Below are 26,009 nucleotides of genomic sequence, written 5' to 3' on the forward strand. Positions count from 1 at the left end.
GTGAGAGATGGAAAATAATTACGCTTTCGCGAAAGCGTAACACCTTATAAATCATGGATAGCATAATTACCTCAAACAGTACCACGCACTTTGATGAAAGGGCTTATCAAGAACTGAATACATATATAGCTGACAAAGCACCCAGCGTGATTTTTTTGCTCGTGGACAGCAACACTATGGAGCATTGCTACCCGCATTTTATGCCTATGCTAGAAACCAGTGCACGTATTGAGGTGATCGAGATAGATGCTGGTGAAGAATTTAAAAATATCGAGACCTGTAGTGGGGTCTGGGCAGCCATGATTGAGCTGGGCTGTGATAGGCAAAGCTTGATGATCAATCTGGGTGGTGGAGTAGTCACTGATCTGGGCGGCTTTGTAGCCTCTACCATTAAGAGAGGAATCGATTTTATACATATCCCAACTACGGTGCTAGGAATGGTTGACGCCGCCATAGGAGGCAAAAATGGTGTGGATCTAGGTCATCTCAAAAATCAGGTAGGGGTGATCCAGCCGCCAGTAATGACACTCATTGACACTAACTTTTTACAAACGCTGCCTAAAAAGCATTTGCGTAATGGTAGTATAGAAATGTTTAAACACGGTCTTATAGCAGATCGAGATTACTGGCAAAAAATGCTGTTAATCAATAGTCAATATTATACAGATCGATTTGATTCCCTCATCCATGGCTCCGTTGAGATCAAAAGTGGTATTGTGCAGGATGATCCCACTGAAAAAGGTGCTCGTAAAGCACTCAATTATGGGCATACCATAGGACATGCTATCGAGTCTTATTGTCTAAGTAGTGATAAACATGTGAATTTATTACATGGTGAGGCTATAGCCATAGGCATTTATCTAGAGAGTTTTTTGAGTACAAAACATTCTGGGTTATCGAGGGCTGAATTTGAGGAGATAGAAAACTGGTATCAACCTTTAGAACTATCGGCTTCATTTAGTGATTCTGAAGTAGATGAAATGATTGATATTATGAGCCATGATAAGAAAAACGTGAACGGACAAATACGTTTTGTACTGCTAGAAAAAATTGGAACTTTCAAAACCGATGTTCACCTTCAAGCGCAGCAAATCAAAAAAGCTTTTGAGTTACTATAACATTATGATTGTCAGGATCAGGTAAAATTATTTTGATCAGATTGTATTTTATGTTTTAAAATCTATAATTTCGGTATTAAAGAAAATTGCAAAACATGAGAAACGTTATAGTTGATTACAAGAAATTAACCCCAGAAGTTCTTCAACTCCTTGTAGAGAAATACCCTGATGGTTATGGAGATGATGATATCATTTCCTTCAAAAACCATAAATACGAAACTATTGAAGCTGTTGAAGTTACCACAGCAGACACAAAGTACTTAGTCAAAATATCAAAACGCCTAAGCATGCAAATGGACGCTTTTGATGAAGATGATTATTCTGAAAAAGAGATGGATGACCCAGATGCACTACCTGAAATCTCTCTAGAGAAAGCAGAGCAAGTAGGTGGCGGAACTGACGATAGTGGTGAAGAAGAGTGAACCTTGCCTCAAATCTTGAATCGCTATTGAAAACATGATCTAATCAACCTATAATGATCTTAACAACACTCTATTCTTCATGCAAAAAAAACGCTCAAGTTAAAATTGAGTACAATTACTAGAGGAGAACTTCATAAAGAAATGGGTGATCAAATCACTATCACCTGTAATTCTTGCGCGACCGTGAATCGTAAATATATTAATCGCATAAGTGCTGATGTGGACAACCGCATAATACTTGCAGGTATTTCTGCTGGAATAATCATTAGTGCCTTATCGGTATTTCATTTTAGTTTTATTGCAACCCTGTTACTATGCATTCCGATCATTGTGTGTATAATAGAAATGAGTAAATCGCATGCATTCAAATCCTATCGCATAAGACGGTCTTAAAAAACTACATATTGAAAGCAAAGGTCACCAACGTATTTGAGTACATTGAGCTCCACCCTAAGTGGAAAGAACATCTATCTCTGATTTGTGAGCAGATAAAAAAACATCCTTTTGAAGAGCATATTAAGTGGGGAGCTCCCTGTTTCACGTACAATGGAACTAATCTAGTGGGTCTGGCTGGTTTCAAGAACCATTGTGCGATTTGGTTTCATAAGGGCAGCCTGCTCTCTGATCCTAAAGATTTTCTCGGAAATGCTTAACCAGGTAAAGCTAAGCTTCTGCGCCAATGGAGATTTTCACAACCAGAGAATCAGTCCTTAGCTATTTCAAATATTGATATTGGATATTTGAACTCTCTTCTTAAATAAACCATCCAAATGGGGCGCAAATAGCATGACTTAATACGCATTAAACCACTATTGGTGATTTAATGCGCTTTATATCATTCAATAAATCAAATTTATAATATGTATTATATTTGATGCATTAAGCAGAAAAATATGCATTTATGCGTAATCCATCATACATAAATTTATACGCTCTTACAGATGAAAAGATTCTATCACTTATTTGCGAGTTTATTAGAAAGAGTAGAATTGATCAACAATATTCACAGCAGGAGCTTTCTGAGCGCGCGGGAATAAGTCGCAGTACACTAAGTTTGATAGAACGTGGCACGTCGCCTACGTTAGAAACTCTGATCAAGATATTGAGAGCTTTAGATCGACTGGAAACTCTTTCTGAACTGAGGTATGAGAAAGTGGTGAGTCCTTTGAAAGTCGCTGAAGAAGATATTCAGGAGCGCTATAGAGTTAGAAAAAAGAAAGGCACAGATGATCCTTTAAAAAGCGACTGGTAATGAAGACGGCATACATTAGATTATGGGGAGAACGTATTGCAGCTGTAAGCTGGGATGATGATCGCCAGCTAGCAAATTTTGAATACACTCCTGAATTTGTGGAGCGAGGGATCGAGGTCGCGCCCCTTACCATGCCATTGCAAAAAAACAGGATCTATCAATTCCCCCAATTGCGCGCAAAAAACACGCAGCTTGACACCTTCAAAGGGTTACCGGGACTTCTTGCAGATGTATTACCTGATCGATACGGTAATCGCTTGATCAAGTCATGGCTCGCTCAGCAAGGGAGACCAGAAAACGACATGAATCCAGTGGAAACCTTATGTTTTATAGGTCAGCGTGGTATGGGAGCTCTGGAATTTGAACCCAGCACTCATAGAAAACAGGATCTTTTTGATGTCTCTGTGGATCATTTGGTCAACATTGCCGCTCAAATGCTACGTGAGCGCGCCTCTTTTTCTGAAAACATCAACCACGAGACTGAGGAGGCAGTGAAGAGGATTTTGACACTGGGAACTTCAGCTGGTGGAGCTCGTTCAAAAGCAATTATCGCTTACAACCCATCTACCGGCGAGGTAAAATCTGGACAGACTGACGTACCTGCAGGATTTTATCATTATCTCATAAAACTAGATGGTGTAGATGCTGCACAATTTGGAACCAGTAAGGGATATGGTCGTGTAGAAATAGCCTATTACCTTATGGCAAAAGACTGTGGCATAAATATGATGCCTTCTCAACTTCTGGAAGAAAACGGAAGAGCACATTTCATGACGCAACGATTTGATCGAGAGGCAAACAACACAAAACATCACATGCAAACCTTGTGTGCCATAAATCATTACGATTATAATCTAGTAGGTGAATATAGCTACGAGCAGCTTTTTCAAACCATGCGTCTTTTGCGACTACCGTACCCAGATGCAGAGGAAATGTTCAGAAGAATGGTTTTTAATGTACTTGCTAGAAATTGTGACGATCACACCAAGAATTTTTCATTCCTTTTAAAACAAAGAGGCCGCTGGGAATTGAGTCCCGCTTACGATATTTGCTTTGCTTATGACCCTAAAAGTATTTGGGTAAGTAAACACTCTCTAAGCATCAATGGCAAAAGAGAAAACTTTATTAAGGAAGATATGCTGAAAGTGGCTAAGTCCATGAACATTAAAAAACCTGAGCTAATCTTAAGCTCTATCAAAAATGTAGTTATGGAGTGGCGATCTTACGCACAAAAATGTCAAGTTCAACCTGACCTGACCGATCATATCCAGCAACACATTGAGGAGATCCAGCTGGCATGATTTTTTCTACAAGGTGGCATGGGCAGTTATGAGATGATCTACAGATATTCTAATTACATTGCCTTACCTTTATAAATCTAAATTTGCTACATGAACATCTTGAAAACCCTCATCGCCATCTTTTTATTTCTTGCAGGAGGTCTATCTATTGCACAAAGCGATGGCAATGATTCAGAAAAAATCACTGATACTGAGTTAAGTAAACTCACGAAGCTCTCTGAGGAACAAATGGGTAGCGGCAAGTATCAGATTAAGATTCAAAATGTAAAGTTCTACGGCATGCAAAGACAATTGCTCTCTCAAAATGAGCTTGTGTCAAAGCTGGCTAGTGGCGATTATGGAGCTGATGCTTATGCAAATGAAGAAGGAGTCGTCGTTGTCGCTTTGCTTAGAAAGAGTACACCAGAAGAGCGAGCTATGATGAAACAGCAAAGGGAACAGGCTCAAATGCAAGACCCTTCCAGTCTAGTAGGAAGCGATGCAAAACCTTTTGAGCTGGAAGATCTTGAGGGCAATAAATACTCTATGGACGAGCTCAAAGGGAAAGTAGTGGTTATCAATTTTTGGTTTATTGGCTGTCCTCCATGTAGAAAAGAAATTCCTGAGTTGAATGAATTAGTAGAAGAGAATGAAGATGAAGAAGTAGTATTTCTAGGTGTAGCAACAGACCGTCATAAGCAACTTACCTCATTTTTATCTAAAACAGAATTCAATTACAATATTATTGCTGAAGGTCGACGCTTTGCTGCCGCTTATAATGTTACAGCCTACCCTACGCATATCGTTATCGGTAAAGATGCAAAAGTGAGTTACGCGGCGGCAGGTTTTGGTCCGGGAAGTATTGATGTTTTAAAGTCTGCCATTGAGGAAGAATTAGAAAAGTAATCCTCTCTCATGCCTGAATTACCAGAAGTACACGGTTACCAGCAATATATCAATGCTACCATTCTCCATAAAAAGATTGTAGCGATGGACTGTAGGGATGATCGTTTGCTTAAAATGACCTTACCTACCTTCAAGAAACATTTGATCGGTGAAGAATTTACAGGAACTGAACGTATAGGTAAGTACTTGTTTCTGAAAACTTCGGGAGATCGGGTGCTGGTCATGCATTTCGGGATGACGGGTCGCCCCAATTATTTTCATGATGTGGACGATCGCCCCAAATTCGGTCATATCATGCTTGCGTTTGAGAATGATTATCATTTTGCTTTTGAGAATAAAAGGAAGTTCGGCTGGTGGGATCTTACAGAAAATATTGAAGATTACCGGGAAAAGCACGATTTAAGCAAAGATGCTAGAGAACTGACTCTAGAAGATTTCCAGACTAGTATAAATGGTCGCAAAACGAGCATCAAAAACATTCTCATGAATCAGAGTATCTGTGCTGGTATAGGCAACTGGATGGCAGATGATATTCTATATCAAGCCAAGATACATCCAGAAAATAAAGTAAACGAGTTGTCTCCTGATGAAATTGAATTGGTTTTTAAAAAAATGCATCACGTTATTGAGACCGCGATAGAGCTTGAGGCCCATTATTCACATTTCCCTGAGGAGTTCATGATCCACCGTCGCAAGGAAGGAGCCGATTGTTTTCACACGTCAGGAAAAATCAAGAAGATAAAAGTAGGTGGTCGCTCCACATACTTCAGCCCCAAGTGGCAGTCTTAACACTGACATTTAACTTCCCGACTTTTGATAAGATTTTCATGGTGTGTCATTATTACGCTTTCGCGAAAGCGTAAACCACATCAACATCTCGTTAATTAATGCCACTCTAACAGTGGGTATGATTCCCGAGCAAATCTTTAAAATAAAAGTGGCTGATTACGACATGGAAGAAATCTGGAACGAGTTTCAAGAGAAGCAAAATATGACCTAAAGCGAGCTGAAAACTGGCTGGAAACAGACGAATCCAAGGCTGCAGGTCAGGAAATTGATGGTGACGAGACCGTAGACCATAACGCTGGAAAACAACTTGTTCAAATTTTAGATAAATACCAAGAGTAATTTCACAGATGTTAACTGGGACAAGATCAATGAGACCGCGGGCGGTTATCACAAGAAGATCCATCCACTACAAAAGCCGAACGATGACGTAGAAAATAGTACATGGTATCACGCTCTTAAGAACTGGGGTCCCGATGCAATGAAGTAATTCTATCAATTTGTAGATCGTTGCAGACGGTTTTTTTTGTTCAAGTAAAGGGTATTGAGTATTATTCCGGTTAGCACGAGAAAAACGCCAAGTATTGCGATTACACCGTATTCCTCTGAAAAGAAAGTCACGCCCAGCAGCAGGGTAAAGAGAACTTCTAAATATTTGAATGGGGCAACCTTTTTTGGAGATGCTCCCTGGAAGGCCATCGTCATGAAAATTTGCCCTAGCAAACCTACAATCACCAAACACAAAATAATCAACAGTTCAGTGAAGCTTGGGGACACCCATTGAAACAGGCATGCAATTCCACAACTCACAGTTCCCACCAGCATGAAGTAATTAATAATCACTAGTGGATGATCGCGATTACCGATTTTTGATATTGAAACAAACACAACTGACAGACTTAATGCTGAAAGAATAGCAATTAAAGTTCCTAGAATACTTATCTGGGCATGATAAAATTCAATAAGTGCCACGCCTAAAAATGCCATAGCAAAATAAAGCCATTGCTTCACGGCAACTTTTTGCCGTAGCCAGAAGATGGCAAGAACCGCAGCAAAAACGGGTGATAAATATCTTATGACTGTAGCGATCCCTAGATTGAGAAATTTCAAAGAGTAAAAAAATAGGAACAAAGAAATCGTTCCAAAAACACCCCTTATCAACATAAGTTTGCGCTCATTCCCAATCAAGTTGATGTTCTTGTGCTTTAAATAAAGTGATATAAAGATCAGAGTTATAAGAGATCTAATGAATATCAATTGAAAAGCACTAAATCCTTCCAGGTATTTGACAAGCGCATTCATTACAGAAAGCATTATCGAGCTCAACCCCATGAGATAATAAGCTCGAGATGTGCTACTGAAAATTGGAAAGTTCTTAATGGTAGTTAGTATATAAGTAAGTTAAGCTCTAGACCCTATTGAAGAAACTGTCCACAAACTCAACTTTATTGAAAACCTGTAGATCATCCATCCCCTCTCCTACACCTATATAGCGCACGGGAATTTGAAACTGGTCTGAAATACCTATCACGACGCCACCTTTTGCTGTGCCATCAAGTTTAGTAATCGCTAGGCTACTCACGTCTGTAACTGCGGTAAATTGTTTGGCCTGCTCAAAAGCGTTCTGTCCAGTGGAGCCATCGAGGACCAACATCACATCGTGAGGCGCATCTGGTAGTACCTTTTGCATCACTCGTTTAATTTTACCCAACTCATTCATTAGGTTAACCTTGTTATGCAATCTTCCAGCAGTATCGAGAAGAACCACATCAGCATTATGGGCTACCGCGCTTTGAAGCGTGTCAAAGGCAACACTCGCAGGATCACTTCCCATAGCTTGTTTGACAATATCTACCCCTACTCTTTTCGCCCAAATGTCCAACTGGTCTACAGCAGCAGCACGGAATGTATCTCCAGCTCCGAGAACGACTTTTTTACCTTTTTGTTTGAATTGATGTGCGAGTTTACCGATCGTGGTTGTTTTGCCTACCCCATTAACCCCTACGACCATAATTACATAAGGACCTTCAGTTTCGGGAATGGTGAAATCTGTGGCGTTTCCATGATTGACTTCACTCATCAATCCGGCAATTTCCTCACGAAGGATTTTATTGAGTTCAGAAGTACCTAGATACTTATCTCGAGCTACACGCTCCTCAATACGATCAATGATTTTAATAGTTGTGGCTACACCTACATCGCTGGAAACCAACACGTCTTCTAAGTCATCCAGAACGTCATCATCTACTTTATCCTTACCGGCGACGGCTTTTCCTAACTTGTCAAAAAAAGAAGATTTAGACTTTTCTAAGCCTTTGTCTAGGGTCTCTTTCTTTTCTTTATTGAATATCTTCTTAAAAAAACTCATGATCGATTCTAAAGATGCAAAAATAAGTAAGTTCTTGAGCTCAGTATAGTTTAGCGATCAGTAGTTTAGTACAGATTCTGAAATATGTTTGCGAACTTTTTTTTGAGTGGACATGAAGTCGTCCTCTGCCCTATAACCTACAGGGAGCAATAATACACTTTTGAGACCCTGACCAGCAAGATTAAGCAACTGATCTATCTTTTCTGGTTCAAAGCCTTCCATGGGACAGGAATCAATTCTCTCAGCAGCGCAAACCGCAAGTAAATTCCCTAAAATCAAGTATGCCTGATTCCTCGCCCAGTTCTCTATTTCTAGAACTGTTTTGTTAGAAAAAGAATCCACTAGAAATTCTTCAAATGGTTTGAGGATCTCATTTTGAGTATTCCTGACTTGTTTTACGAGCTTGAAATAATTCTGGATGTAGGCAGCATCTACTTCTTGAACACAAATTACTAATACTGCTGAACAGTCAGCCACCTGTCGCTGACCATAGCTGGCAGCAACCATGCTATTTTGCACGTCGCGATCTCGCACTACCATCATTTTACAAGGTTGTAAACCATAAGAAGTAGCTGTGAGATTGAAACATTCTGACAGCAAATCGATGTGCTGCTGATCTAGTCTTTTATCTGGATCAAACTTTTTTGTTGCATATCTCCATTTAAGATCTTCAAGAATTTTATTTTCCATGAATTGTATTACTGAATTGAAACAATTTTGACTTTCAAAATTATGGAAATACCCTCTGCATAAACCTTTATTAAAATAGCTTATCCTTATAATTGCATCAAAAAAGTAGCGTTATCTATAGATGACGCTATAGCCTCAACTAGGAAATGAAAAGATTGTTGAACATTTTGGTTTTTGTTCTTATTGCAGGAGTATTAACGATCCTTGGTCTACAATTTCATGTAAATAGATTTGCTCGTGGTCTCATGCACTCAAAGATAGACAGTATTCAGCCCGTTTATACTGGAATTGTATTGGGAGCTAGCGTTAGACCCGACAAAAGTCTCTCTCCTATTCTTCAAGATCGAGTTGACGCTGCGCTGAATGCCTACAAAGCGGGTAAATTTCAGCGATTCTTGTTAAGCGGTGATCATGGATCCAGAAACTATGATGAGGTAAACGCCATGAAGGACTACCTTAACAATAAAGGTGTGGCAGACTCAGTCATATTTTTAGACCATGCTGGTTTTGACACCTATGACTCGATGTTCAGGGCAAAAAAAGTATTTGAAGTAAATGATGCGGTCATCTTCACGCAAAAGTTCCATCTCCCTAGAGCGGTCTATCTTGCAAACCACCTAGGGCTTGAAGCTCAAGGGTTTGAAGCAGATATGCGGGAATACTCAGCAAACAATAGCTTGAAAAGACGCGAGTGGCTGGCAAATATCAAAGCTTGGTTCGAATTGAATATAGAGAAACAACCTACATACAGCGGTGACATTATTTCCATTACAGGTCCCAGCGCTAAATCTCACGACAAATAGCGAAGTACAAAGAGTAAGCTGCTAACAGCATTCAGCCTGTAGCCTAAAGCAAAATCTAATATGTTCACAAACCTTTTAAATAAGTTAATAAAAAGAGAGGAGTAATTTGGCACACCGCTGTAGGTAGCCATAACTTTACGGCAGCTTTAAAACTTACTTAAATGGCTGATATACAGCAATTAAAAGACATGGTCACGCAAGTAAGGCGTGACATTGTACGACAAGTGCATGCAGTAAACAGTGGGCATCCAGGAGGATCCCTAGGCTGTGCAGAATTTCTTGTGACGCTCTACTGCGAGTTTATGGACCACGACCCCAGTTTTAACATGGACGGAAAAAATGAAGATCTATTCTTTCTATCAAATGGTCACATCTCACCAGTAATTTATAGTGTGTTAGCGAGAAATGGTTACTTCCCAGTAGAAGAATTAGCAACCTTTAGAAAGCTCGACTCTCGTTTGCAGGGCCACCCCACTACTCACGAGGGACTTCCTGGAATACGTATCGCGAGCGGATCTCTAGGGCAAGGCATGAGCGTTGCCATAGGTGCTGCCCTTGCAAAAAAACTTAATGATGATGACAAAACTATTTTCTCACTACACGGAGATGGTGAGTTGCAAGAAGGTCAGATCTGGGAATCTGTGATGTATGCGGCTGCAAATAATGTGGACAATTTGATTTGCACGATTGATGTTAACGGCCAGCAGATTGATGGCAGTACAGATCAAGTCCTTGATTTGGGCAATCTTCAGGCAAAATTTGAAGCCTTCGGCTGGAACGTTTTAAGGATCAAAGATGGTAACAACGTTGAGGCGATTATTGAAGGGATGCGTGAGGCGATCTCGCTTTCGCGAAAGCGTAAACCTATATGCATACTACTGCATACAGAAATGGGGAATGGAGTAGATTTTATGATGGGATCTCACAAATGGCATGGTGTAGCTCCAAATGATGAGCAACTTGAAGAGGCACTCGCTCAGAATCCAGAAACTCTAGGTGACTACTAATCCCAAAAGCTTAAAAACGATGAAAGAATATACAAATTCAGGAAATAAGGATACGAGATCTGGTTTTGGTGCGGGACTGACCGAGCTGGGAAAGAAAAATGAAAATGTTGTGGCGCTGTGTGCAGATCTCACGGGATCGCTTAAAATGAATGACTTTGCGGCAAATCATCCAGAGCGTTTTTTCCAAGTAGGAATCGCTGAGGCCAATATGATGGGAATCGCAGCAGGTCTTACTATAGGTGGTAAAATTCCATTTACGGGAACTTTTGCAAACTTCTCTACGGGAAGAGTTTATGATCAGATCAGACAGAGCATCGCCTATTCAGACAAAAATGTAAAAATCTGTGCATCGCATTCCGGGCTTACTCTAGGTGAAGATGGTGCGACACACCAGATTCTTGAGGATATAGGCCTTATGAAAATGTTGCCAGGAATGACGGTTATCAATACCTGCGATTATAACCAGACCAAGAATGCAACGCTTGCTATTGCTGATTACGAAGGGCCTGTTTATCTAAGATTTGGGCGACCTAAAGTTGCTAACTTCACTCCTGAAAATGATGATTTTCAAATCGGTAAGGGTGTACAATTACAAGAAGGAAATGATGTAACGATCGTTGCGACTGGACACCTAGTGTGGGAAGCGCTTGAAGCTGCAAAACAACTTCACGAAGCTGGAATTTCAGCAAATGTAATTAACATCCACACCATCAAACCCCTTGATGAGGAAATCATTATCAAGTCTGTTCAAAAGACGGGCTGCATCGTAACCGCCGAAGAACACAACTACCTAGGTGGTCTGGGAGAAAGCGTTGCCCGCACTCTTGCACAGCACTTACCTACTCCGCAAGAATTTGTGGCTACTCAAGATACTTTTGGTGAGAGTGGTACTCCAGAGCAGCTCTTGGAGAAATATGGTCTCAACGCTGAGAATATAGTCAAAATGAGTAAACAAGTCATCACTAGAAAATAGTTGTTATAGACTTTTATGGAATCAAAAAGGGCTTTTCCAAAATGGAAAAGCCCTTTTTGATTTACCTAATGTTTAAAATTATCGCTTCATAGCAAAGTGTCCTCTTGCCTCGGCGGTTCTGCCATCGACTTCATAATTTATCACAAACCAGTAATCTGTACTAGGCAATTGCTCACCGTTGAAAGTTCCATCCCAACCTGGTCCAGAAGGATCGATATTGGCAATGAGTTTACCATAACGGTCAAAGATATTTAAGGTCGTTCCTGGTAAGAGATCACCCCCTACAATGTTCCAGGTATCGTGATACCCATCATCGTTTGGCGTAAAGAAATCTGGGTAGCCAAAAACAAATATCTCCTCAACGATCTCTCCGCAACCACTGCGTTCAGCAACAGTTACCGTATGCGGACCAGGCTGTACATCTTCCCACAAGCCAGTATAGATATAAGGACCATCATCAAGTCTGAACCAGTATTCATCTGGACCTTGGGCGGTTGCAATCACATTGTGTGTAAGATCAAAAGGGGTCGTTGTCACCTGTATATCATAAATTTCTGGGACTCCTCTTTCGCGCACAAAGGTGGTTTCACTTTGTTGACATTGCGTCATGATATCAGTAACGAGAACTGAATAATCACCTTCTTCTGTAGCATTGTAAATTGAACTCGTTGCGCCAGCAATAATATTCCCGCTTAGACTCCATTCAAAAGTATAATCTGTGTTGTTCAGACCTGTATCAAGTGGAACTGGTCCATTTATTAGGCTTCCATCTACATCTACACAGAGTCGATACTCGTCATCCAGTATAGGAGCTGGTAGCTCATTAAACACCAGATCTACGGTAGTGAAGCTTGCACATTCGGTATTATCTGCATCAACTCTTATCACAATAGTCTGATCACGATCAAACTCGTAAGAAGTAGCGTTTAATGCATTTACCATAAGATCCGCATCATCTTGATTTGCGTAAAAGCTTAAGGTAGATCCCGGAGTATTATTTGTCACCTGTCCCGTAACCTGTGTTAAATCAACTGTTGCCGTACCGTTTCCTGTATCACATTCGTCATCTAGGGGCATGGGTATTATAGCTATAGGCGCATCTACCGTTCTAATGAAAAAGCTACCTACATTCAAACATGAAGTATCCGTATTGCGAACTTGATAAAAAATCTCTTGTGGATTACCCATGTTTTGATGGTTGCTTTCATCAAGCGGGTCAGTTCCGTCTTCAGCATCTTGCCTATCCTGATAATACGTAACCACAATATTATTGCGTCCATTGATGATGTCATCTGTGTTTTCGCTTAAAGCGAAAACCGCCTCTTGATTACCACTAGGATCACACTCGACAAGTTCTTGAGGATTACCAAGACCTGGAATCGAAATCACTCGTATCTCAAAAGATGTTACGCTGGCACAACCCGTATCTGTGTTCTCCACTCTTACGAATATTTCTTCGTTTTGATTAGGATTTGCATTTGGATAATTATCTGGAAGTGTCGTTCCAGTTCCATTGAGAGCAGCATTACGGTCACTATAATAGGAAATAGCCAAATTAGGCGCAGATACATTCTGGGTGATGAGTGTATTATTTTGCGTCAAATCAAATACTTCAATACCATCTTCAGATAAATCATCGCAAAGCTCAATCGCTGGTGCGGTTGTCAGCTCTGGTAATTCATTAAATATGAGCGATATCGTAGTAAAGCTGAAACACTCTGAATTATCGTCGTCAACTCTCGCAATTAAGGTGGTATCACCGGAAAATTCAAAAGAAGCACCCAATGCATCAGTCAGGTTATCAGCATCGTTCTGATTTTCATAAATTGTTAAGGTCACGTCTGGTTGCCCTCCAGTGATATTCAATTCCAAAGTCGGGTCTGATAGGTTAACTGTTGCAACTCCATTTTCATCAGCGCAGGCTTCTATGTCACTAGGTTGATTTGCTGTAGGTGCTCCAACCGTAATGACATCAAACTGACCAACATTGAAAACCGTTCCATTTGTAGCCTGCACTCTATAAAATACCGTTTGTGGAGTTGAGCTGGCGGGGTAGCTCTGATCGTCTAGATCATCTATTCCAGCTTCAGCATTTTGAAATGAATCATGGTAGGTTATTAAAACATCATTTCGACCGTCTTCTATTCTTGAGGTATTTTCTGATAGAGTAAAAATGGTTTGTGCTTGCGTCAGGTCTCCACATTCACTTAAGTCTATTGGTACACCTAGATCTGGTAAAGGGTTTACGATAACATCAAATTCTGTAATACTATAACAACCTGTAATTGTGTTTTCCACCCTCACGTATATCGTATCGCTTAAATTTATATTCTGATAAGTTGTTGGATTTTGAATTTCGGGAGTTCCTACTTCTGCGGCATTTCGCGAAGCATGGTATGTAAAGGAATAGTTAAAACTTGAAAGGTTTGCTGCTATGGCCACTTCATTATCAGTTAAATTGAATATCTCAACATTATCACCTGAAAGATCATCGTCTTCAATTAGGTCTGGAGCAGTTGCAAGATCAGGTAATTCGAATGGAACAACATCAAATGAGTTAAGTGTATAACAAGTAGGGTTGATTTGGCTTTCAATTCTTACATGAATAGTTTCTATCGACGAGACCTCATAATCCATAAATGGCAAGGGATCTCGGTCATTCATCGCATCATCCAGACTATCGTGATAAGTGATTGTAAAATCTGATGGTGAACTTCCATTTAAAACTGCTACATCTTGATCTTCAAGATCAAAACTTACTGGAGTGCCATCTGGGTTTTGACATTGCTCTAAATCATCCAAAATACGAGAAGTAACAGAAGGTGTTACCGATATCTCAAAAGAATCAGTGGCCGCACAAGCAGTATTTACTGTACTTTCAAATCTTACGAAAATCTCAACAGTGCCACTTGCCTGATCATATATAAATAAATCTGACCGTTCACTGGCTCCAGTATCAGCATCATTTTGATTATCATGAATGGTAATTGAGATATCTGAGCTACCTGTTAATCCTGCAGAAGTTCTAATATAATCTTCTAGGTTATACCCAACCAGCGCCTCACACACTTCTAGATCAGCTACTTGAATATCGCCTACGTCGAAAATATTAATTTCAATAGGCTGAACATCAGCACAACCCGCATTTTGATCAAATACCGCTGCATAGATGATTTGCGTAGTTGACGGTACAGGATAATTGTCTGCATTAGTTAATGCGTTGCGCTGATCAAATGCATTTTCCTCGGTCAAATAATAGGATACCGTGTGGGTGGCAGGATCTAAGGCTGCTAGAAGAGCAGTATCATTTTGAGTCAAATCAATACTGGTAGTGGTTGAATTGGAGCAGAATGTATAATTGTTTGGAGTACCAGTAGGTATTTCAGGTTCGACATTTACACATACCGTTCTGAAATATTCGCAACCAAAACTATCAATGAGTTCATAGGTATAACACGTTTGTCCAGTAACATCAGGCCTTACCGTTATCGTCTCTCCATTAATTTCTTCTATTGTAGGATCTGGTAACCATCTCGTACTGGCCACACTTGGTTGAAACGAAATTTCTGGAGGCAAAACACCTGGAGCAAATTCTATTCCCCACTCAAAAATATAACCATTGTCACTTGGTAAGAAATCCGTCACTGTAATACACCAGTCACCATTTAGTGTACTTCCTACTAATCCTACAAAGCTGTCTTCTGGAAAATAATCACCAGGCGGTATTGAAACCCCTCCACCTGTCGCATTTGCCGTTGCTCCTAGAGTTCTTGTTGCTGAACCGCTCTCAGTAAAATTATACCGGTATCCAATTCCAGGATTTAAGTTCGAATCATCATCGATGGGTTCTCCAAAAAACGTCCCCCCACCTGTTCTGGCAAAGAGGAAAATGTTTTGTCCACTAGGAGAAGTGATTTCTATATCGAGATCGCTCGTCCAGCTATGTTCGATTACTGCAAAAATTCCGGCAATATCACTTGCATCTGTTAAAATTGCCCCATTCGGAAAACCATCAACGGTAACACAAGTTCTGTATGAAACTCCTACACCATCTGGCAGAAAAGTAGTCCCTGCCACGGGCGGAGCAATATCCACTGTAAAATCAGTAGTGGCAACTTGACCTATTAAATTAGTGGATTCTCCAAAACATAAATTGCTTTCCTCTGCTCTTGTACCGGTAAAATCAGGGTCAGTACTAACTTGAACAATCACATCATTTTCAACTCGATCAAAGCAACCTTGATTGTCCGTAGCTGTAAATTGAACATAATAAACTCCAGGTTGTGAATAAGTTTCAGATTGATTTGGCCCAACAACCTCCCCATTACCATTACCTAGGTCAAAGGTATAAACTGCACCAGAAGCATCATCGCTAAAAACAGCAGAACCATTAAAGTCTACCGTATCACCTTGACAAATCCTAACAATTCCATCACCATCCATTGGCGGGTTAGTCACCACGGTTGGAGATATGGCTTGACATGGATTAAAACAACTACGTCGTCCGAAAAAACCTCTAGCAGTACCTGATCCGTTCGAAGTAAATGTCAAAGTTAGACAACCGGTAGGTGTAGCATTAGTTGCCTGCAGTAATCCTGGAGCGGCATCTCCAGCAGTTCCTGTAAATAATACAGGAGCCGAAGTACTATCACCATCATAAATCGTCAACACATCCCCTGCAGCTAGATCTAAGGTCTGAATATCGAGTTGTATCTGATCTGTGGAAATGTCTGGACAAAAAGTTGCAAGGCTGTTTTCATTATTGCCATAGTTACCAGAACGGCCTCCAGAATCTGCTACTGATATTACAGCACATCCATTAAATCGATAACCATTACCTCCATTATCATCACCAGGCACCACTATCTGCGCTGTTTGGGAAAATAACATAAAGGAACTGATCAAAAGTAAAAAAGTAAGTATTTGGGAATTACGCATACTCTAAAGGAATTAATTAAAAGCCACTATAAAACTAACAACTTATTAAATAAGAATCTAATATAAGCATTTTCACATAACTAAGTCATGTGCATTGTAACTTTGCGTCTTACTTAGAAGTTTACGGTAGATTGCATTTTATGAAAGTAGAAGATTTTCTGGAAGATATAGACAACCACGACCACATGTCAAGTAATGAGGAGACGCCTCTGAGAGAGGATGCCTTCAAACTTTCTGACGATGAAAAAATTGCCTCTATACAAGACGATGTTTTCAACATACTCCAGACCTTAGGTATGGATATGACAGACGACAGTCTTAAAGGCACGCCTAAAAGGGTGGCAAAAATGTTTGTCAACGAGATCTTCGGTGGTTTGCGGCCTGATAAAAAGCCTAGCGCCAGCACCTTTGACAACAAATATAAGTATGGCGAGATGTTGGTAGAAAAGAACATCGTACTCTACTCTACCTGTGAACATCACCTGCTTCCCATCGTGGGACGCGCCCATGTTGCCTACATCTCAAATGGCAATGTGGTAGGTCTTTCTAAAATGAACCGCATTGTAGATTATTACGCAAAACGCCCGCAGGTTCAAGAACGCCTTAACATTCAGATCGTGCGTGAGTTACAAAACGTTTTGAATACAGAAGATGTTGCCTGTGTGATCGACGCAAAACACTTGTGTGTCAACAGCCGCGGGATACGAGACATCGACAGCAGCACGGTGACGGGAGAGTTCGGCGGTGCTTTCAAAAATCTGGAGACTAAAAGAGAGTTTCTGGATTACATCAAGATGGATACGCGATTCTAGAATCGGTTTAAGTAAGTTTTTAGTTGTTCCGCTTTCGCGAAAGCGAGAACAAATCCATTATTTTTACCCAACTACAACACAATTTACTGATCATGAGTCTTTACAAAAGCAATGAACTGAAACTGTACAATTCCATGACTTCTGAGAAGGAGGTTTTTAACTCCATCCTTGATGGCAGAGTGGGAATGTATGTTTGTGGACCTACTGTTTACAGCAACGTACACTTAGGGAATTGCCGCACGTTCATAAGTTTTGACATGATCTATAGATACCTGAGACATCTAGGCTACAAAGTGCGTTACGTACGCAATATTACTGACGCGGGCCACCTTACGGACGATGCTGATCAGGGCGAGGACAAAATCTCAAAAAAAGCACGTCTCGAGCAAATTGAACCCATGGAAGTCGTGCAGCGCTACACGCTGGATTTTCATAAAGTGATGCAGCAATTCAACTCTTTGCCTCCCAGCATAGAGCCTACCGCTACGGGACACATCGTTGAGCAGATCAAGATTATCGAAGATATTCTGGAAAAAGGATTTGCTTATGTGGTGGACGGCTCGGTTTATTTTGATGTCAAGAAATTCAATGATGATCATCAATATGGAAAGTTGAGCGGTCGCAATCTGGAAGATATGATTGCAAATACCCGCGAGCTTGCCGGACAGAGCGAGAAGAAGAATCCGCAGGATTTTGCGTTGTGGAAAAAAGCCAGTCCTGAGCACATCATGCGCTGGCCTAGTCCGTGGGGTGATGGTTTCCCGGGATGGCACCTCGAGTGTACGGTAATGAGTTCTAAGTATCTGGGCGAGCAGTTTGACATACATGGTGGTGGAATGGATTTAAAATTCCCTCACCACGAGTGTGAGATTGCTCAAGGCGAGGCAGCTCATGGTTGCAGTCCAGTTAATTATTGGCTACACGCTAACATGCTGACACTCAACGGTCAGAAAATGTCAAAATCGACTGGAAACAGCATTCTCCCAGCTGAGTTATTCTCTGGCGACAATGACTTTATGGAAAAACCCTTTGCGCCCAGCGTGATCCGTTTTTTCATGATGCAGGCACATTATCGATCTATTCTTGATTTCAGCAATGATGCACTTGTGGGAGCTGAAAAAGGCTTCAACCGCCTGATTGATGCATTAGAAATCATTGAAGATCTACCAGTATCAGACAATAGCTCTGTGGATGTGAAAGCCTGGAAAGCCAAGTGCTACGCGGCAATGAATGATGATTTTAATACGCCTATTCTCATTGCTGAACTTTTTGACATGATTAAATCGATTCATGCTATAAAAGATGGTAAAGCACAAATTTCAAAACAAGATAAAGACGATTTAGTGTCTACGTTTCACGCATTCTTCTATGATGTTTTGGGATTGCAAACTGCCTCCTCAGAATCTAACAATGCCGATTCTGAAGCTTTGAATGCCGCCATGCAACTCATCATCGATTTGAGAGCAAACGCGCGAGCAGATCGTGACTTTGCCACGAGCGATAAAATAAGGGATGATCTTGCTAAAGCCGGTATCCAGCTCAAAGACGGTGTGGACGGCACGACCTACTCTGTAAAATAATTAGAAAAGGGTAATCATGGAATTTATTTTTCTATTGTTTACCCTTTTGTTTTTCTGGACGATTCTCTGTCTCTGGAATCTATTATTGATTCCGTGGTTTGTTAAATACAATATCAAAATTTGGACGAGCATGTTTGGGCCTACCGACCGAATTACTTGGATAAGTGAGCGTAGGGTAAAAATCACTCGGTGGATTCAGTTCTTCTATTGGTTTGGTGGAGCATTAATCACTGTAGGTCTAATTTCTGAAGTGCTATGAAGAGCCTTCTGATCTATCCGTTCATCCTTCTGATCAGGTTTTATCAAAACTTCATATCGCCCTTCACTCCCAGCTCGTGCCGCTACTCTCCTACTTGTTCTACGTATAGCCTACAAGCTTTGAAAAAACACGGTTTGAAAAAAGGTGGCTGGCTGGCGATCAAACGTATTTCCAGTTGTCATCCTTGGGGTGGCAAGGGTTATGATCCGGTTCCTTGAAATGGTAAGTAAATGACTAAGCTTAAGTTTAAGTTTAAGTTTAAGTTTGAGTTTAAAATAGTACTCGATATTGAGGAAATGAAAATCGCGCTTTGACAAGCTTAGCGTGACACGTTGATGTTTTTGACTTGGATATTCTAGTTCAAGTTCGATTTCAACTTTGAATTCATACAAAGCGCTAACACCCACAAACCCCCTCGAGGGGGCTTACCTATAAATTCACCTTCGAGTTCAAATTCCAGTTTCCTCGCATCGTTTATTTTCGCTGAAAAATTAAGTCTGTGAGTTCTGAACAAATTCTTATCACCATAGCCGTTTATTTTGTGGTATTGATTGCCATTTCTTTTATCGTCGGCAGAAAAGGTGATAGCGCCACATTTTTCAGGGGCAACCGTTCTTCTCCCTGGTATCTTGTGGCATTTGGAATGATAGGCGCATCGCTCAGCGGAGTCACCTTTATCTCAGTTCCAGGAGCGGTCGAGCAAGGTGCGATGGGCTATTTTCAGGTGGTGCTGGGATATATTTTGGGGTATCTGGTCATAGGGACTGTTTTGCTTCCCCTTTATTACCGCATGAATCTTACCTCCATTTATTCTTATCTTGAAACGCGATATGGAGCACCGGCGCAATACACGGGATCAGCATTTTTTATTCTTTCTCGCGTAGTTGGTGCCAGTTTTAGATTGTATCTGGTCGCTGGAGTTTTGCAAGAATTCGTATTTGATGAAATGGGGATTGAGTTTTGGCAGACCGTTTCGCTTACCGTTTTGCTAATCTGGCTCTACACCTTTAAATCGGGTATTAAAACTATAGTGTGGACTGATACGCTTCAAACGCTTTTTATGTTGATCGCTGTGGGTGTGGCGATTTATTTTGTGAGCGATAGTTTAGGGCTAGATGGTATAGGCTCAACTATCAGTTTTATAGCCGATAGTGACCTATCTCAAATCTTTTTTACAGAAAACTGGCGTGCAGATTCCCATGTAGTGAAGCAGTTTTTATCAGGGGCATTTATTGCGATCGTCATGACGGGATTGGATCAAGACATGATGCAGAAGAATCTCACCTGCCGTAGCTTAAAAGAGTCGCAGAAAAACATGTTTTGGTTCACCATCGTGCTCACTTTTGTCAACCTGGTTTTCTTGGGAATGGGTGTTTTGTTGACCGCTTTCGCGAAAGCAGAAAACATTCAAGCCACAAAAGATGCTCTATTCCCTACGATAGCTTTAGACAGCGGTCTGGGTCTGGGATTGGGATTGTTCTTTATGCTGGGATTGATCGCTGCGGCCTATTCCAGCGCAGATAGTGCGCTCACTTCATTAACGACATCGTTCTCTGTGGACATTTTGAACCTAGAACGAAAATTTCAGGAAAAGCAGCAAAAATGGATCAGGAAGCTCGTACACGTAGGATTTTCTCTCGCGTTGATTGGTGTGATTGTGGCCTTCAAGTATTTGATCAACGACGATAGCGTTATCCTAAAACTCTTTGTATTTGCAGGTTACACCTACGGACCACTTTTGGGAATGTTCTCATTTGGGATTTTAACCAAATTGCAAACGCCCAAATGGGCACCAGCAGTGGTTTCCATCGCTGCGCCATTTCTAGCTTTCGGAGTAAGCTATTTTAGTGAATTGTGGTTTGAGTTTGAATTCGGATTTTTCATTCTGATCTTGAATGGTGCGATTGCATTCTTGGGGTTGCTGTTGAGTTCGATGATCAATTTCAATCGACATAATATTGAGGTATGATAATTGTTTAAAGTGTGTTGATATCAACACTTCTTATCATGCTTTCCTACTTATATCAGACAGTTTTACTCCTATTGAGTTTGTCAATATGTACCTGTCCACCTCCACCAAGATACTGGCAGAAAACAACTTTAGAAGAATATGATTACAGCGACAATGTAGTTTTGGTTGAAGTTCTCACAGTTTGTCCAGAAGAATTTTATTTCGAAGCAAGAATTCAAAAATCCTATAAAGGCAATTTAGAAGTAAATGATCTAATCCACGGACAATTTAATGTGTGCGATAATTACATCCACAGAACTGGGGAATGGTTGTTCTTTGGTCAAGGGTTAGCAGATCAAAACTTTTTAACACTCAATGATTGTGAAATCTCGAACAGCTTAGAAAACCCGTTTTTGAGGTTCTATGATCCTGAAATCTCTTTTAAAGATCATAACGTGAAGCATTTTCGACAACGTCAACAACAATACAACAGGCAGATTATTGATAAACAAATTGATTATCTAGAATCCCTATCGTGCGAATAGATATTAAGACTTTAATCTTCAGCTTCCAAAAACTCAATAGGATTTAGGTAAAACGCTTTGCGCCAGCCTTGTGAATCATCGTCGATTTGCCAGAAATACGGCAATGGCGTCATTATGGAATAGTGAAGATGGGGCGGCTTTCCCTTTGCGTTTCCTGAATCTCCTACCGTACCTATTTGCTCGCTGTTTTCAATCAAGCTCAAGGAAGAAGTCTCAATGGAATCGAGGTGCGCGTAATAATGAAAACGCCATTTGGGGCCCAGCACAACCACGATGTTCCCACCCATTTTAATGGTACCAGTATAGAGAACGATGCCATTTGTGGAAGAGTTGACCGGCGTTCCCTTTTGTGCAAAAATATCTACACCTTTGTGCGTACCCGATTTTCCCCACGGGTAATACCAGAAACTCTCAGGGTGATAATCTGCCGCGGTGGCTCCTTGCACGGGCATTCTCAGATTTTGGGGAATAAAAAATCCCACTAAAATGATAGTGAGTATGACTAAGTTTATTTTGTAGCGCTTTTTCACTTTTAGGTGTTACGCTTTCGCGAAAGCGTCACTAATTGATATATCCCTAATAATACCAGTCCTATCGCTAGAACCCACTGATAGGTAGGCAATTCACTTTCCAGTACAAATTTCTCATAGAGCTCATACCCGCCTATTCCTATAAATACGAGGGAAAGGAAAATGGTGTAATTGGTTTTGGCTTGATTATTTGCCATTGCGATTCATCACTAAAGACGCCAGAACAAAAAGACCATAACCCAAAAATGCAAAAGATAGGATCAAGCGCCAAGTGGGCATCTCCTCGCCTACGATAAAGTGGTTGTACAATCTGTAGGAACCAAATCCTACGAAGACAATACCAAAAATAAGTCCGAGGATAGGATTGCGACGTCTAGGATTGCTTGCCATGGAGTTTAATTTATGGCAAGATAAGCCTACTGCCACTATAAACAAAAACCGCTGGACATTGGCAGCAGTTCATCAAACTATCAAAAAATAAACTATGCGTTGAAATATTTTGAATTCCAGATGGCCTTGTTAAAATTCTTACCTGCCGCAAAGGAATAATACAATACCATACTGGCTATGGACTTGAAGGTAAAAAAGAATATGAGCACAAATTGGACTCCCGTGAGATCTTTAGAAAATAGTCCATTGGGCACTAAATAAGCTGCTAACAGACTTACTAAAATGGTCGTGAAAATCAGGTTCTCAAAACTCTTGAAACTCCATGCCCACAATTTCCTAAACGGTTTCAAATCGTTACCCCATTTATGGATTAAATAGAAATAACCATTACCTATAGGCGCAAATAACAACGGGTCATCTGCATCTTCTAGCTTGAACATTTTTGACGGAGCCACAATTTTGAAACCGCGCATGGTAATATCGTGCTCCTTTTCCATGTTTTTGATCTTATTCAAGGCTTCAAAAGGGATGTCGTTCTTGAAATATTTGGTATCTAGAAACCTCAACCTATAGTCTACACAAATCTCACGTATTTGATCAACGTGATAAATACGGTCAGTCTCCAGCAGATCAAAATTGAAATGATTGCGTGGCGTAGGGTGCTGCGGATTCTTCATGCGCACCATGATCTCATCTACCTTGCGATCTTCATCTTTAAGAATAGCTTCCACCTGTTTCAAGATATCAGCTTCCTGAACCTGTTTATTACGTACTTTGTTGAGTTGTTCTTCTATATTGGTGCGACCTAACATATCGTGTAGTTTAGCTTTGGAGCGTTAAATAAAAAATCCCTTAAGCACTATGTCGTAAGGGATTTAAAATTATAACAAAATGTTTGAAAAAAGGTACGGGCAACCACTACCTCAATTGAGCTCCGGTTTGTTTTTCAAGCTGTGACTGGATTTTCTGGATGCTTTTATCGATCTGTTTGTCGGTCAGCGTTTTGTTCTGGTCTTGTAGTTCAAAACTCAAGGCATAGGATTTTTTACCCTTAGGCAGCTCTTTACCTTCATAAACATCAAAGAGGTTGACATTTTTAAGAAGTTTCTTTTCTGCTTGAAAAGCGATATTCTTCATTTCATTAAACGTCACACCATCATCTACTAAAAGAGCGAGATCACGATTTACCGTCGGGAACTTGGAAATTTCTTCAAGCGGTTGATAATTTATATCAATTACCTTTAACACCTCATCCCAGTAAATACACGCGTAAAATACCGGATTGGTAACATCAAAATGCTTAGCAATTCTTGAATCAACCAGCCCGAGTTCTGCAATAGTCGATTTACTGCTCAAACTTAAACCTTGAGAGAACAACTGGTTTTTAGAAGCTTTTGCCTTGAGCTCACTAATTCCTAAACGTTCCAAAACCGCGGTCACCATTCCTTTCAAGTAAAAGAAATCTGCCGAAGCATCTGAACTGTTCCAATGTCCAGCATCCAGATCACCAGTAGTAATAATGCTCAACTGTTTCTGCTCAGAGAATTCCCCATTGAAATTGTTGTACACATTACCAAACTCAAACAATCGCAAATCTCCTTGTTTTCGGTTCAAGTTATAAGCAACAGCTTCAAGACCTCCATAAAGTAAGGTTTGTCTCATTACCGCAAGGTCACTACTCAATGGATTTAACATGCTTACCACATGATCCTTGTTAAGTTGCTCAGAGAGTTCTTGATATTTTTCTGCCGTAAGGCTGTTGGCCATCATCTCGTTGAAGCCTTGACCTACCAAAAGTTGAGCGGTAATATTTTGTAACCTATTATTTTCAGACTTTAAAGAAGTTGCGACCGTAGCATTAAGTTTAGATGGTATTTCTATGCGGTCGTAACCATAAACGCGTAAAATCTCTTCGATCACATCAGCTGGACGGGTGACATCATTGCGATAAGAAGGTATGGTAAGTCCTAATCCACTCTCGGTGACGTTATTTACATTAATGTCGAGGGATCTCAAAATGCTCTTGATCTCTTCTCTCGGAATTTCTTGACCAATCAGAGAATCTACTTTTTCAAAAGGTAGAAACACCTGGATATCTTCAATTTTAACCGGATAAATATCCATGATATCTTGGGTAATTTCTCCACCAGCCAATTCTTTGACGAGTAGCGCTGCACGCTTCAATGCATATTCAGTAATCGAAGGGTCGATACCTCGCTCAAATCTGAAAGAAGCATCAGTATTTAATCCGTGACGCTTGGCCGTTTTGCGCACACTCACGGGATTGAAATAAGCACTTTCTAAAAATACCGTTGTAGTATGATCTTTCACACCACTATTCAAACCGCCATAAACACCTGCAATACATAACGGTTTCTCTGCATCGCAGATCATGAGGTCTTCTTCATGCAACTCGCGCTCCTCGCCATCTAGGGTGACAAACTTGGTGCCTTGAGGCATGGTCTTCACGACGATCTTGCCACCTTGAATCGTACTTACATCAAATGCATGTAACGGCTGTCCCAGCTCGTGCATCACATAGTTGGTGATGTCCACTATGTTATTTTTGGGAGTTAGACCTATCGCTTTCAGTCTATTTTTGAGCCAGTCTGGGGACTCGGTAACTTTGCATCCAGTTAGGGTAACGCCACAGTATCGTGGTGCAAGCACTGGATTCTCAACCTCAATATCTATTTTAAGCGATCTACTATCTACATGAAAAGCACTTACCGAGGGTGTGATGAATTCCATAAGCTGGTCGCCCACGGCAAGTCCAGCTCTCAAATCACGTGCGACACCCATATGAGACATCGCATCGGCGCGATTAGGCGTGAGACCTATTTCTATGACATGGTCCTTCTCGATTTTAAAGATCTCAGCAAGTGGCGTTCCCACTTCTAGATCATCTTCCAGCACCATGATACCAGCGTGGGATTTACCTAGACCTAGCTCGTCTTCGGCACAGATCATCCCATGGCTTTCCTCGCCTCTTATCTTTCCTTTTTTGATTTTCCACGGCTCGCCTTTATCATCATAAAGCGTTGTTCCTATGGTAGCAACCGGCACTTTTTGACCAGCAGCAACATTAGGCGCACCACAAACGATCTGCACGACTTCATTCCCCAGATCAACTTTGGTCAGCTTCAGTTTATCTGCGTTGGGATGCTTTACACACTCCTTCACGTGACCTACTACAATACCTTCTAGCGACCCTTTTATACTCTCAAAAGGAGTTATCCCTTCCACCTCTAGACCTAGTGCCGTGAGTAGCGCTGAGTGGGATTCCAGATCGTCTGAAATATTTAAAAACTGCTTGAGCCAGTTGTAGGAAATCTTCATGAGTACGGGTTCTTTTCAAGGGCGGTAAAGATAGTGTTGTGTACGCTTTCGCGAAAGCGA

At 40.8% G+C, this 26,009-nt stretch carries 27 protein-coding genes; 18 read left to right on the forward strand and 9 right to left on the reverse strand.

All coding sequences use genetic code 11. The features are described 5' to 3' along the window. Nucleotides 1–53 precede the first annotated feature (53 nt). The 10 genes from aroB to BST97_RS16385 all read left to right on the forward strand — a co-directional run bounded on the left by aroB (nt 54) and on the right by BST97_RS16385 (nt 6,106). Nucleotides 54–1,118, forward strand: coding sequence for a 3-dehydroquinate synthase (gene aroB / locus BST97_RS06055; RefSeq protein ID WP_085766392.1), 1,065 nt, complete (start codon nt 54–56; stop codon nt 1,116–1,118). 95 nt (nt 1,119–1,213) lie between these two features. Beyond that, entirely contained in the window at nt 1,214–1,540 is a 327-nt protein-coding gene (locus tag BST97_RS06060; RefSeq protein WP_085766393.1) for a hypothetical protein, read from the forward strand. 105 nt (nt 1,541–1,645) lie between these two features. Further along, nucleotides 1,646–1,933 (forward strand): hypothetical protein, encoded by a 288-nt coding sequence (locus BST97_RS15760; RefSeq protein WP_157111500.1) that lies wholly within the window; start codon nt 1,646–1,648, stop codon nt 1,931–1,933. Nucleotides 1,934–1,944: 11 nt separating this feature from the next. Next, nucleotides 1,945–2,193 (forward strand): DUF1801 domain-containing protein, encoded by a 249-nt coding sequence (locus BST97_RS06065; RefSeq protein WP_211277472.1) that lies wholly within the window; start codon nt 1,945–1,947, stop codon nt 2,191–2,193. Between the two features lie 248 nt (nt 2,194–2,441). Beyond that, nucleotides 2,442–2,792, forward strand: coding sequence for a helix-turn-helix domain-containing protein (locus BST97_RS06070; RefSeq protein ID WP_085766395.1), 351 nt, complete (start codon nt 2,442–2,444; stop codon nt 2,790–2,792). Next, nucleotides 2,792–4,093, forward strand: coding sequence for a type II toxin-antitoxin system HipA family toxin (locus BST97_RS06075; protein ID WP_085766396.1), 1,302 nt, complete (start codon nt 2,792–2,794; stop codon nt 4,091–4,093). The genes BST97_RS06070 and BST97_RS06075 overlap by 1 nt, the downstream gene beginning before the upstream one ends. 90 nt (nt 4,094–4,183) lie before the next feature. After that, nucleotides 4,184–4,978, forward strand: coding sequence for a TlpA family protein disulfide reductase (locus tag BST97_RS06080; RefSeq protein ID WP_085766397.1), 795 nt, complete (start codon nt 4,184–4,186; stop codon nt 4,976–4,978). Between the two features lie 9 nt (nt 4,979–4,987). After that, a complete protein-coding gene (locus BST97_RS06085) occupies nt 4,988–5,767 on the forward strand; it encodes an Fpg/Nei family DNA glycosylase (RefSeq protein WP_085766398.1) in 780 nt (259 codons plus the stop codon). Nucleotides 5,768–5,810: 43 nt separating this feature from the next. Continuing rightward, the gene (locus BST97_RS15765) at nt 5,811–5,978 is read left to right on the forward strand and encodes a hypothetical protein (RefSeq protein ID WP_157111502.1); all 168 of its coding nucleotides are present in this window, start codon (nt 5,811–5,813) and stop codon (nt 5,976–5,978) included. 17 nt (nt 5,979–5,995) lie between these two features. Then, nucleotides 5,996–6,106 carry a DUF3140 domain-containing protein gene (locus BST97_RS16385; protein ID WP_407668584.1) on the forward strand — a complete coding sequence of 37 codons (111 nt, stop codon included), beginning with the start codon at nt 5,996–5,998 and terminating at the stop codon, nt 6,104–6,106. Between the two features lie 153 nt (nt 6,107–6,259). Here the strand turns inward: BST97_RS16385 and BST97_RS06095 are convergent, their stop codons facing one another. The 3 genes from BST97_RS06095 to BST97_RS06105 form a co-directional block, all read right to left on the reverse strand. Beyond that, nucleotides 6,260–7,096, reverse strand: a complete 837-nt coding sequence (locus BST97_RS06095; RefSeq protein ID WP_085766400.1) for a DMT family transporter — start codon at nt 7,094–7,096, stop codon at nt 6,260–6,262. A gap of 76 nt (nt 7,097–7,172) precedes the next feature. Then, nucleotides 7,173–8,132 (reverse strand): signal recognition particle-docking protein FtsY, encoded by a 960-nt coding sequence (gene ftsY / locus BST97_RS06100; RefSeq protein WP_085766401.1) that lies wholly within the window; start codon nt 8,130–8,132, stop codon nt 7,173–7,175. Between the two features lie 57 nt (nt 8,133–8,189). Continuing rightward, nucleotides 8,190–8,822 (reverse strand): NAD(P)H-dependent oxidoreductase, encoded by a 633-nt coding sequence (locus tag BST97_RS06105; protein ID WP_085766402.1) that lies wholly within the window; start codon nt 8,820–8,822, stop codon nt 8,190–8,192. Between the two features lie 146 nt (nt 8,823–8,968). On the opposite strand from BST97_RS06105, the gene BST97_RS06110 reads away from it, so the two are divergent. The 3 genes from BST97_RS06110 to BST97_RS06120 all read left to right on the forward strand — a co-directional run bounded on the left by BST97_RS06110 (nt 8,969) and on the right by BST97_RS06120 (nt 11,605). Further along, a complete protein-coding gene (locus BST97_RS06110) occupies nt 8,969–9,625 on the forward strand; it encodes a SanA/YdcF family protein (protein ID WP_085766403.1) in 657 nt (218 codons plus the stop codon). Between the two features lie 161 nt (nt 9,626–9,786). Then, complete coding sequence (locus tag BST97_RS06115) at nt 9,787–10,632, forward strand: transketolase (protein WP_085766404.1); 846 nt, start codon at nt 9,787–9,789, stop codon at nt 10,630–10,632. 19 nt (nt 10,633–10,651) lie between these two features. Then, nucleotides 10,652–11,605, forward strand: coding sequence for a transketolase family protein (locus BST97_RS06120; RefSeq protein WP_085768176.1), 954 nt, complete (start codon nt 10,652–10,654; stop codon nt 11,603–11,605). Between the two features lie 78 nt (nt 11,606–11,683). Here BST97_RS06120 and BST97_RS06125 read toward each other — a convergent pair whose 3' ends face one another. Then, a complete protein-coding gene (locus BST97_RS06125) occupies nt 11,684–16,543 on the reverse strand; it encodes a T9SS type B sorting domain-containing protein (RefSeq protein ID WP_085766405.1) in 4,860 nt (1,619 codons plus the stop codon). 140 nt (nt 16,544–16,683) lie between these two features. Between BST97_RS06125 and folE the strand changes: the two genes are divergently transcribed. From folE to BST97_RS06155, 5 genes are all read left to right on the forward strand, one after another. Then, nucleotides 16,684–17,355, forward strand: a complete 672-nt coding sequence (folE, locus tag BST97_RS06130; protein WP_085766406.1) for a GTP cyclohydrolase I FolE — start codon at nt 16,684–16,686, stop codon at nt 17,353–17,355. A 92-nt stretch (nt 17,356–17,447) separates the two neighbouring features. After that, the gene (gene cysS / locus BST97_RS06135; RefSeq protein WP_085766407.1) at nt 17,448–18,935 is read left to right on the forward strand and encodes a cysteine--tRNA ligase; all 1,488 of its coding nucleotides are present in this window, start codon (nt 17,448–17,450) and stop codon (nt 18,933–18,935) included. A gap of 255 nt (nt 18,936–19,190) precedes the next feature. Continuing rightward, nucleotides 19,191–19,412 carry a membrane protein insertion efficiency factor YidD gene (gene yidD, locus BST97_RS06145; protein ID WP_085766409.1) on the forward strand — a complete coding sequence of 74 codons (222 nt, stop codon included), beginning with the start codon at nt 19,191–19,193 and terminating at the stop codon, nt 19,410–19,412. A gap of 281 nt (nt 19,413–19,693) precedes the next feature. Then, nucleotides 19,694–21,163, forward strand: coding sequence for a sodium:solute symporter (locus BST97_RS06150; RefSeq protein ID WP_085766410.1), 1,470 nt, complete (start codon nt 19,694–19,696; stop codon nt 21,161–21,163). A 38-nt stretch (nt 21,164–21,201) separates the two neighbouring features. After that, entirely contained in the window at nt 21,202–21,690 is a 489-nt protein-coding gene (locus BST97_RS06155; protein WP_085766411.1) for a hypothetical protein, read from the forward strand. Between the two features lie 11 nt (nt 21,691–21,701). On the opposite strand, the gene BST97_RS06160 is transcribed toward BST97_RS06155, so the two are convergent. The 5 genes from BST97_RS06160 to pheT all read right to left on the reverse strand — a co-directional run bounded on the left by BST97_RS06160 (nt 21,702) and on the right by pheT (nt 25,949). After that, complete coding sequence (locus BST97_RS06160; protein WP_211277473.1) at nt 21,702–22,142, reverse strand: M23 family metallopeptidase; 441 nt, start codon at nt 22,140–22,142, stop codon at nt 21,702–21,704. Between the two features lie 80 nt (nt 22,143–22,222). Next, on the reverse strand, nt 22,223–22,417 hold the full coding sequence (locus tag BST97_RS06165; RefSeq protein WP_085766413.1) for a hypothetical protein: 195 nt from the start codon (nt 22,415–22,417) through the stop codon (nt 22,223–22,225). Further along, entirely contained in the window at nt 22,407–22,610 is a 204-nt protein-coding gene (locus BST97_RS06170) for a hypothetical protein (RefSeq protein WP_085766414.1), read from the reverse strand. The genes BST97_RS06165 and BST97_RS06170 overlap by 11 nt, the downstream gene beginning before the upstream one ends. Before the next feature lie 92 nt (nt 22,611–22,702). After that, the gene (locus tag BST97_RS06175) at nt 22,703–23,422 is read right to left on the reverse strand and encodes a hypothetical protein (protein WP_085766415.1); all 720 of its coding nucleotides are present in this window, start codon (nt 23,420–23,422) and stop codon (nt 22,703–22,705) included. Between the two features lie 106 nt (nt 23,423–23,528). Continuing rightward, a complete protein-coding gene (pheT, locus tag BST97_RS06180) occupies nt 23,529–25,949 on the reverse strand; it encodes a phenylalanine--tRNA ligase subunit beta (protein ID WP_085766416.1) in 2,421 nt (806 codons plus the stop codon). Nucleotides 25,950–26,009 lie beyond the last annotated feature (60 nt).

This window comes from Nonlabens spongiae, from assembly GCF_002117125.1.
Classification (GTDB): Bacteria; Bacteroidota; Bacteroidia; order Flavobacteriales; family Flavobacteriaceae; genus Nonlabens; species Nonlabens spongiae.

Excerpts from the sequence above, each read along its gene's own strand:
- BST97_RS06170 (WP_085766414.1), bottom strand. The coding sequence starts at position 22,610 with ATGGCAAGCAATCCTAGACGTCGCAATCCTATCCTCGGACTTATTTTT.
- BST97_RS06115 (WP_085766404.1), top strand. The coding sequence starts at position 9,787 with ATGGCTGATATACAGCAATTAAAAGACATGGTCACGCAAGTAAGGCGT.
- BST97_RS06125 (WP_085766405.1), bottom strand. The coding sequence starts at position 16,543 with ATGCGTAATTCCCAAATACTTACTTTTTTACTTTTGATCAGTTCCTTT.
- BST97_RS06080 (WP_085766397.1), top strand. The coding sequence starts at position 4,184 with ATGAACATCTTGAAAACCCTCATCGCCATCTTTTTATTTCTTGCAGGA.
- pheT (WP_085766416.1), bottom strand. The coding sequence starts at position 25,949 with ATGAAGATTTCCTACAACTGGCTCAAGCAGTTTTTAAATATTTCAGAC.
- BST97_RS06085 (WP_085766398.1), top strand. The coding sequence starts at position 4,988 with ATGCCTGAATTACCAGAAGTACACGGTTACCAGCAATATATCAATGCT.
- BST97_RS06060 (WP_085766393.1), top strand. The coding sequence starts at position 1,214 with ATGAGAAACGTTATAGTTGATTACAAGAAATTAACCCCAGAAGTTCTT.
- folE (WP_085766406.1), top strand. The coding sequence starts at position 16,684 with ATGAAAGTAGAAGATTTTCTGGAAGATATAGACAACCACGACCACATG.
- BST97_RS06075 (WP_085766396.1), top strand. The coding sequence starts at position 2,792 with ATGAAGACGGCATACATTAGATTATGGGGAGAACGTATTGCAGCTGTA.
- BST97_RS06120 (WP_085768176.1), top strand. The coding sequence starts at position 10,652 with ATGAAAGAATATACAAATTCAGGAAATAAGGATACGAGATCTGGTTTT.
- aroB (WP_085766392.1), top strand. The coding sequence starts at position 54 with ATGGATAGCATAATTACCTCAAACAGTACCACGCACTTTGATGAAAGG.
- BST97_RS06165 (WP_085766413.1), bottom strand. The coding sequence starts at position 22,417 with ATGGCAAATAATCAAGCCAAAACCAATTACACCATTTTCCTTTCCCTC.
- ftsY (WP_085766401.1), bottom strand. The coding sequence starts at position 8,132 with ATGAGTTTTTTTAAGAAGATATTCAATAAAGAAAAGAAAGAGACCCTA.
- BST97_RS06175 (WP_085766415.1), bottom strand. The coding sequence starts at position 23,422 with ATGTTAGGTCGCACCAATATAGAAGAACAACTCAACAAAGTACGTAAT.
- BST97_RS06160 (WP_211277473.1), bottom strand. The coding sequence starts at position 22,142 with ATGCCCGTGCAAGGAGCCACCGCGGCAGATTATCACCCTGAGAGTTTC.
- BST97_RS06095 (WP_085766400.1), bottom strand. The coding sequence starts at position 7,096 with ATGGGGTTGAGCTCGATAATGCTTTCTGTAATGAATGCGCTTGTCAAA.
- BST97_RS06070 (WP_085766395.1), top strand. The coding sequence starts at position 2,442 with ATGCGTAATCCATCATACATAAATTTATACGCTCTTACAGATGAAAAG.
- yidD (WP_085766409.1), top strand. The coding sequence starts at position 19,191 with ATGAAGAGCCTTCTGATCTATCCGTTCATCCTTCTGATCAGGTTTTAT.
- cysS (WP_085766407.1), top strand. The coding sequence starts at position 17,448 with ATGAGTCTTTACAAAAGCAATGAACTGAAACTGTACAATTCCATGACT.
- BST97_RS06105 (WP_085766402.1), bottom strand. The coding sequence starts at position 8,822 with ATGGAAAATAAAATTCTTGAAGATCTTAAATGGAGATATGCAACAAAA.
- BST97_RS06155 (WP_085766411.1), top strand. The coding sequence starts at position 21,202 with ATGCTTTCCTACTTATATCAGACAGTTTTACTCCTATTGAGTTTGTCA.
- BST97_RS06110 (WP_085766403.1), top strand. The coding sequence starts at position 8,969 with ATGAAAAGATTGTTGAACATTTTGGTTTTTGTTCTTATTGCAGGAGTA.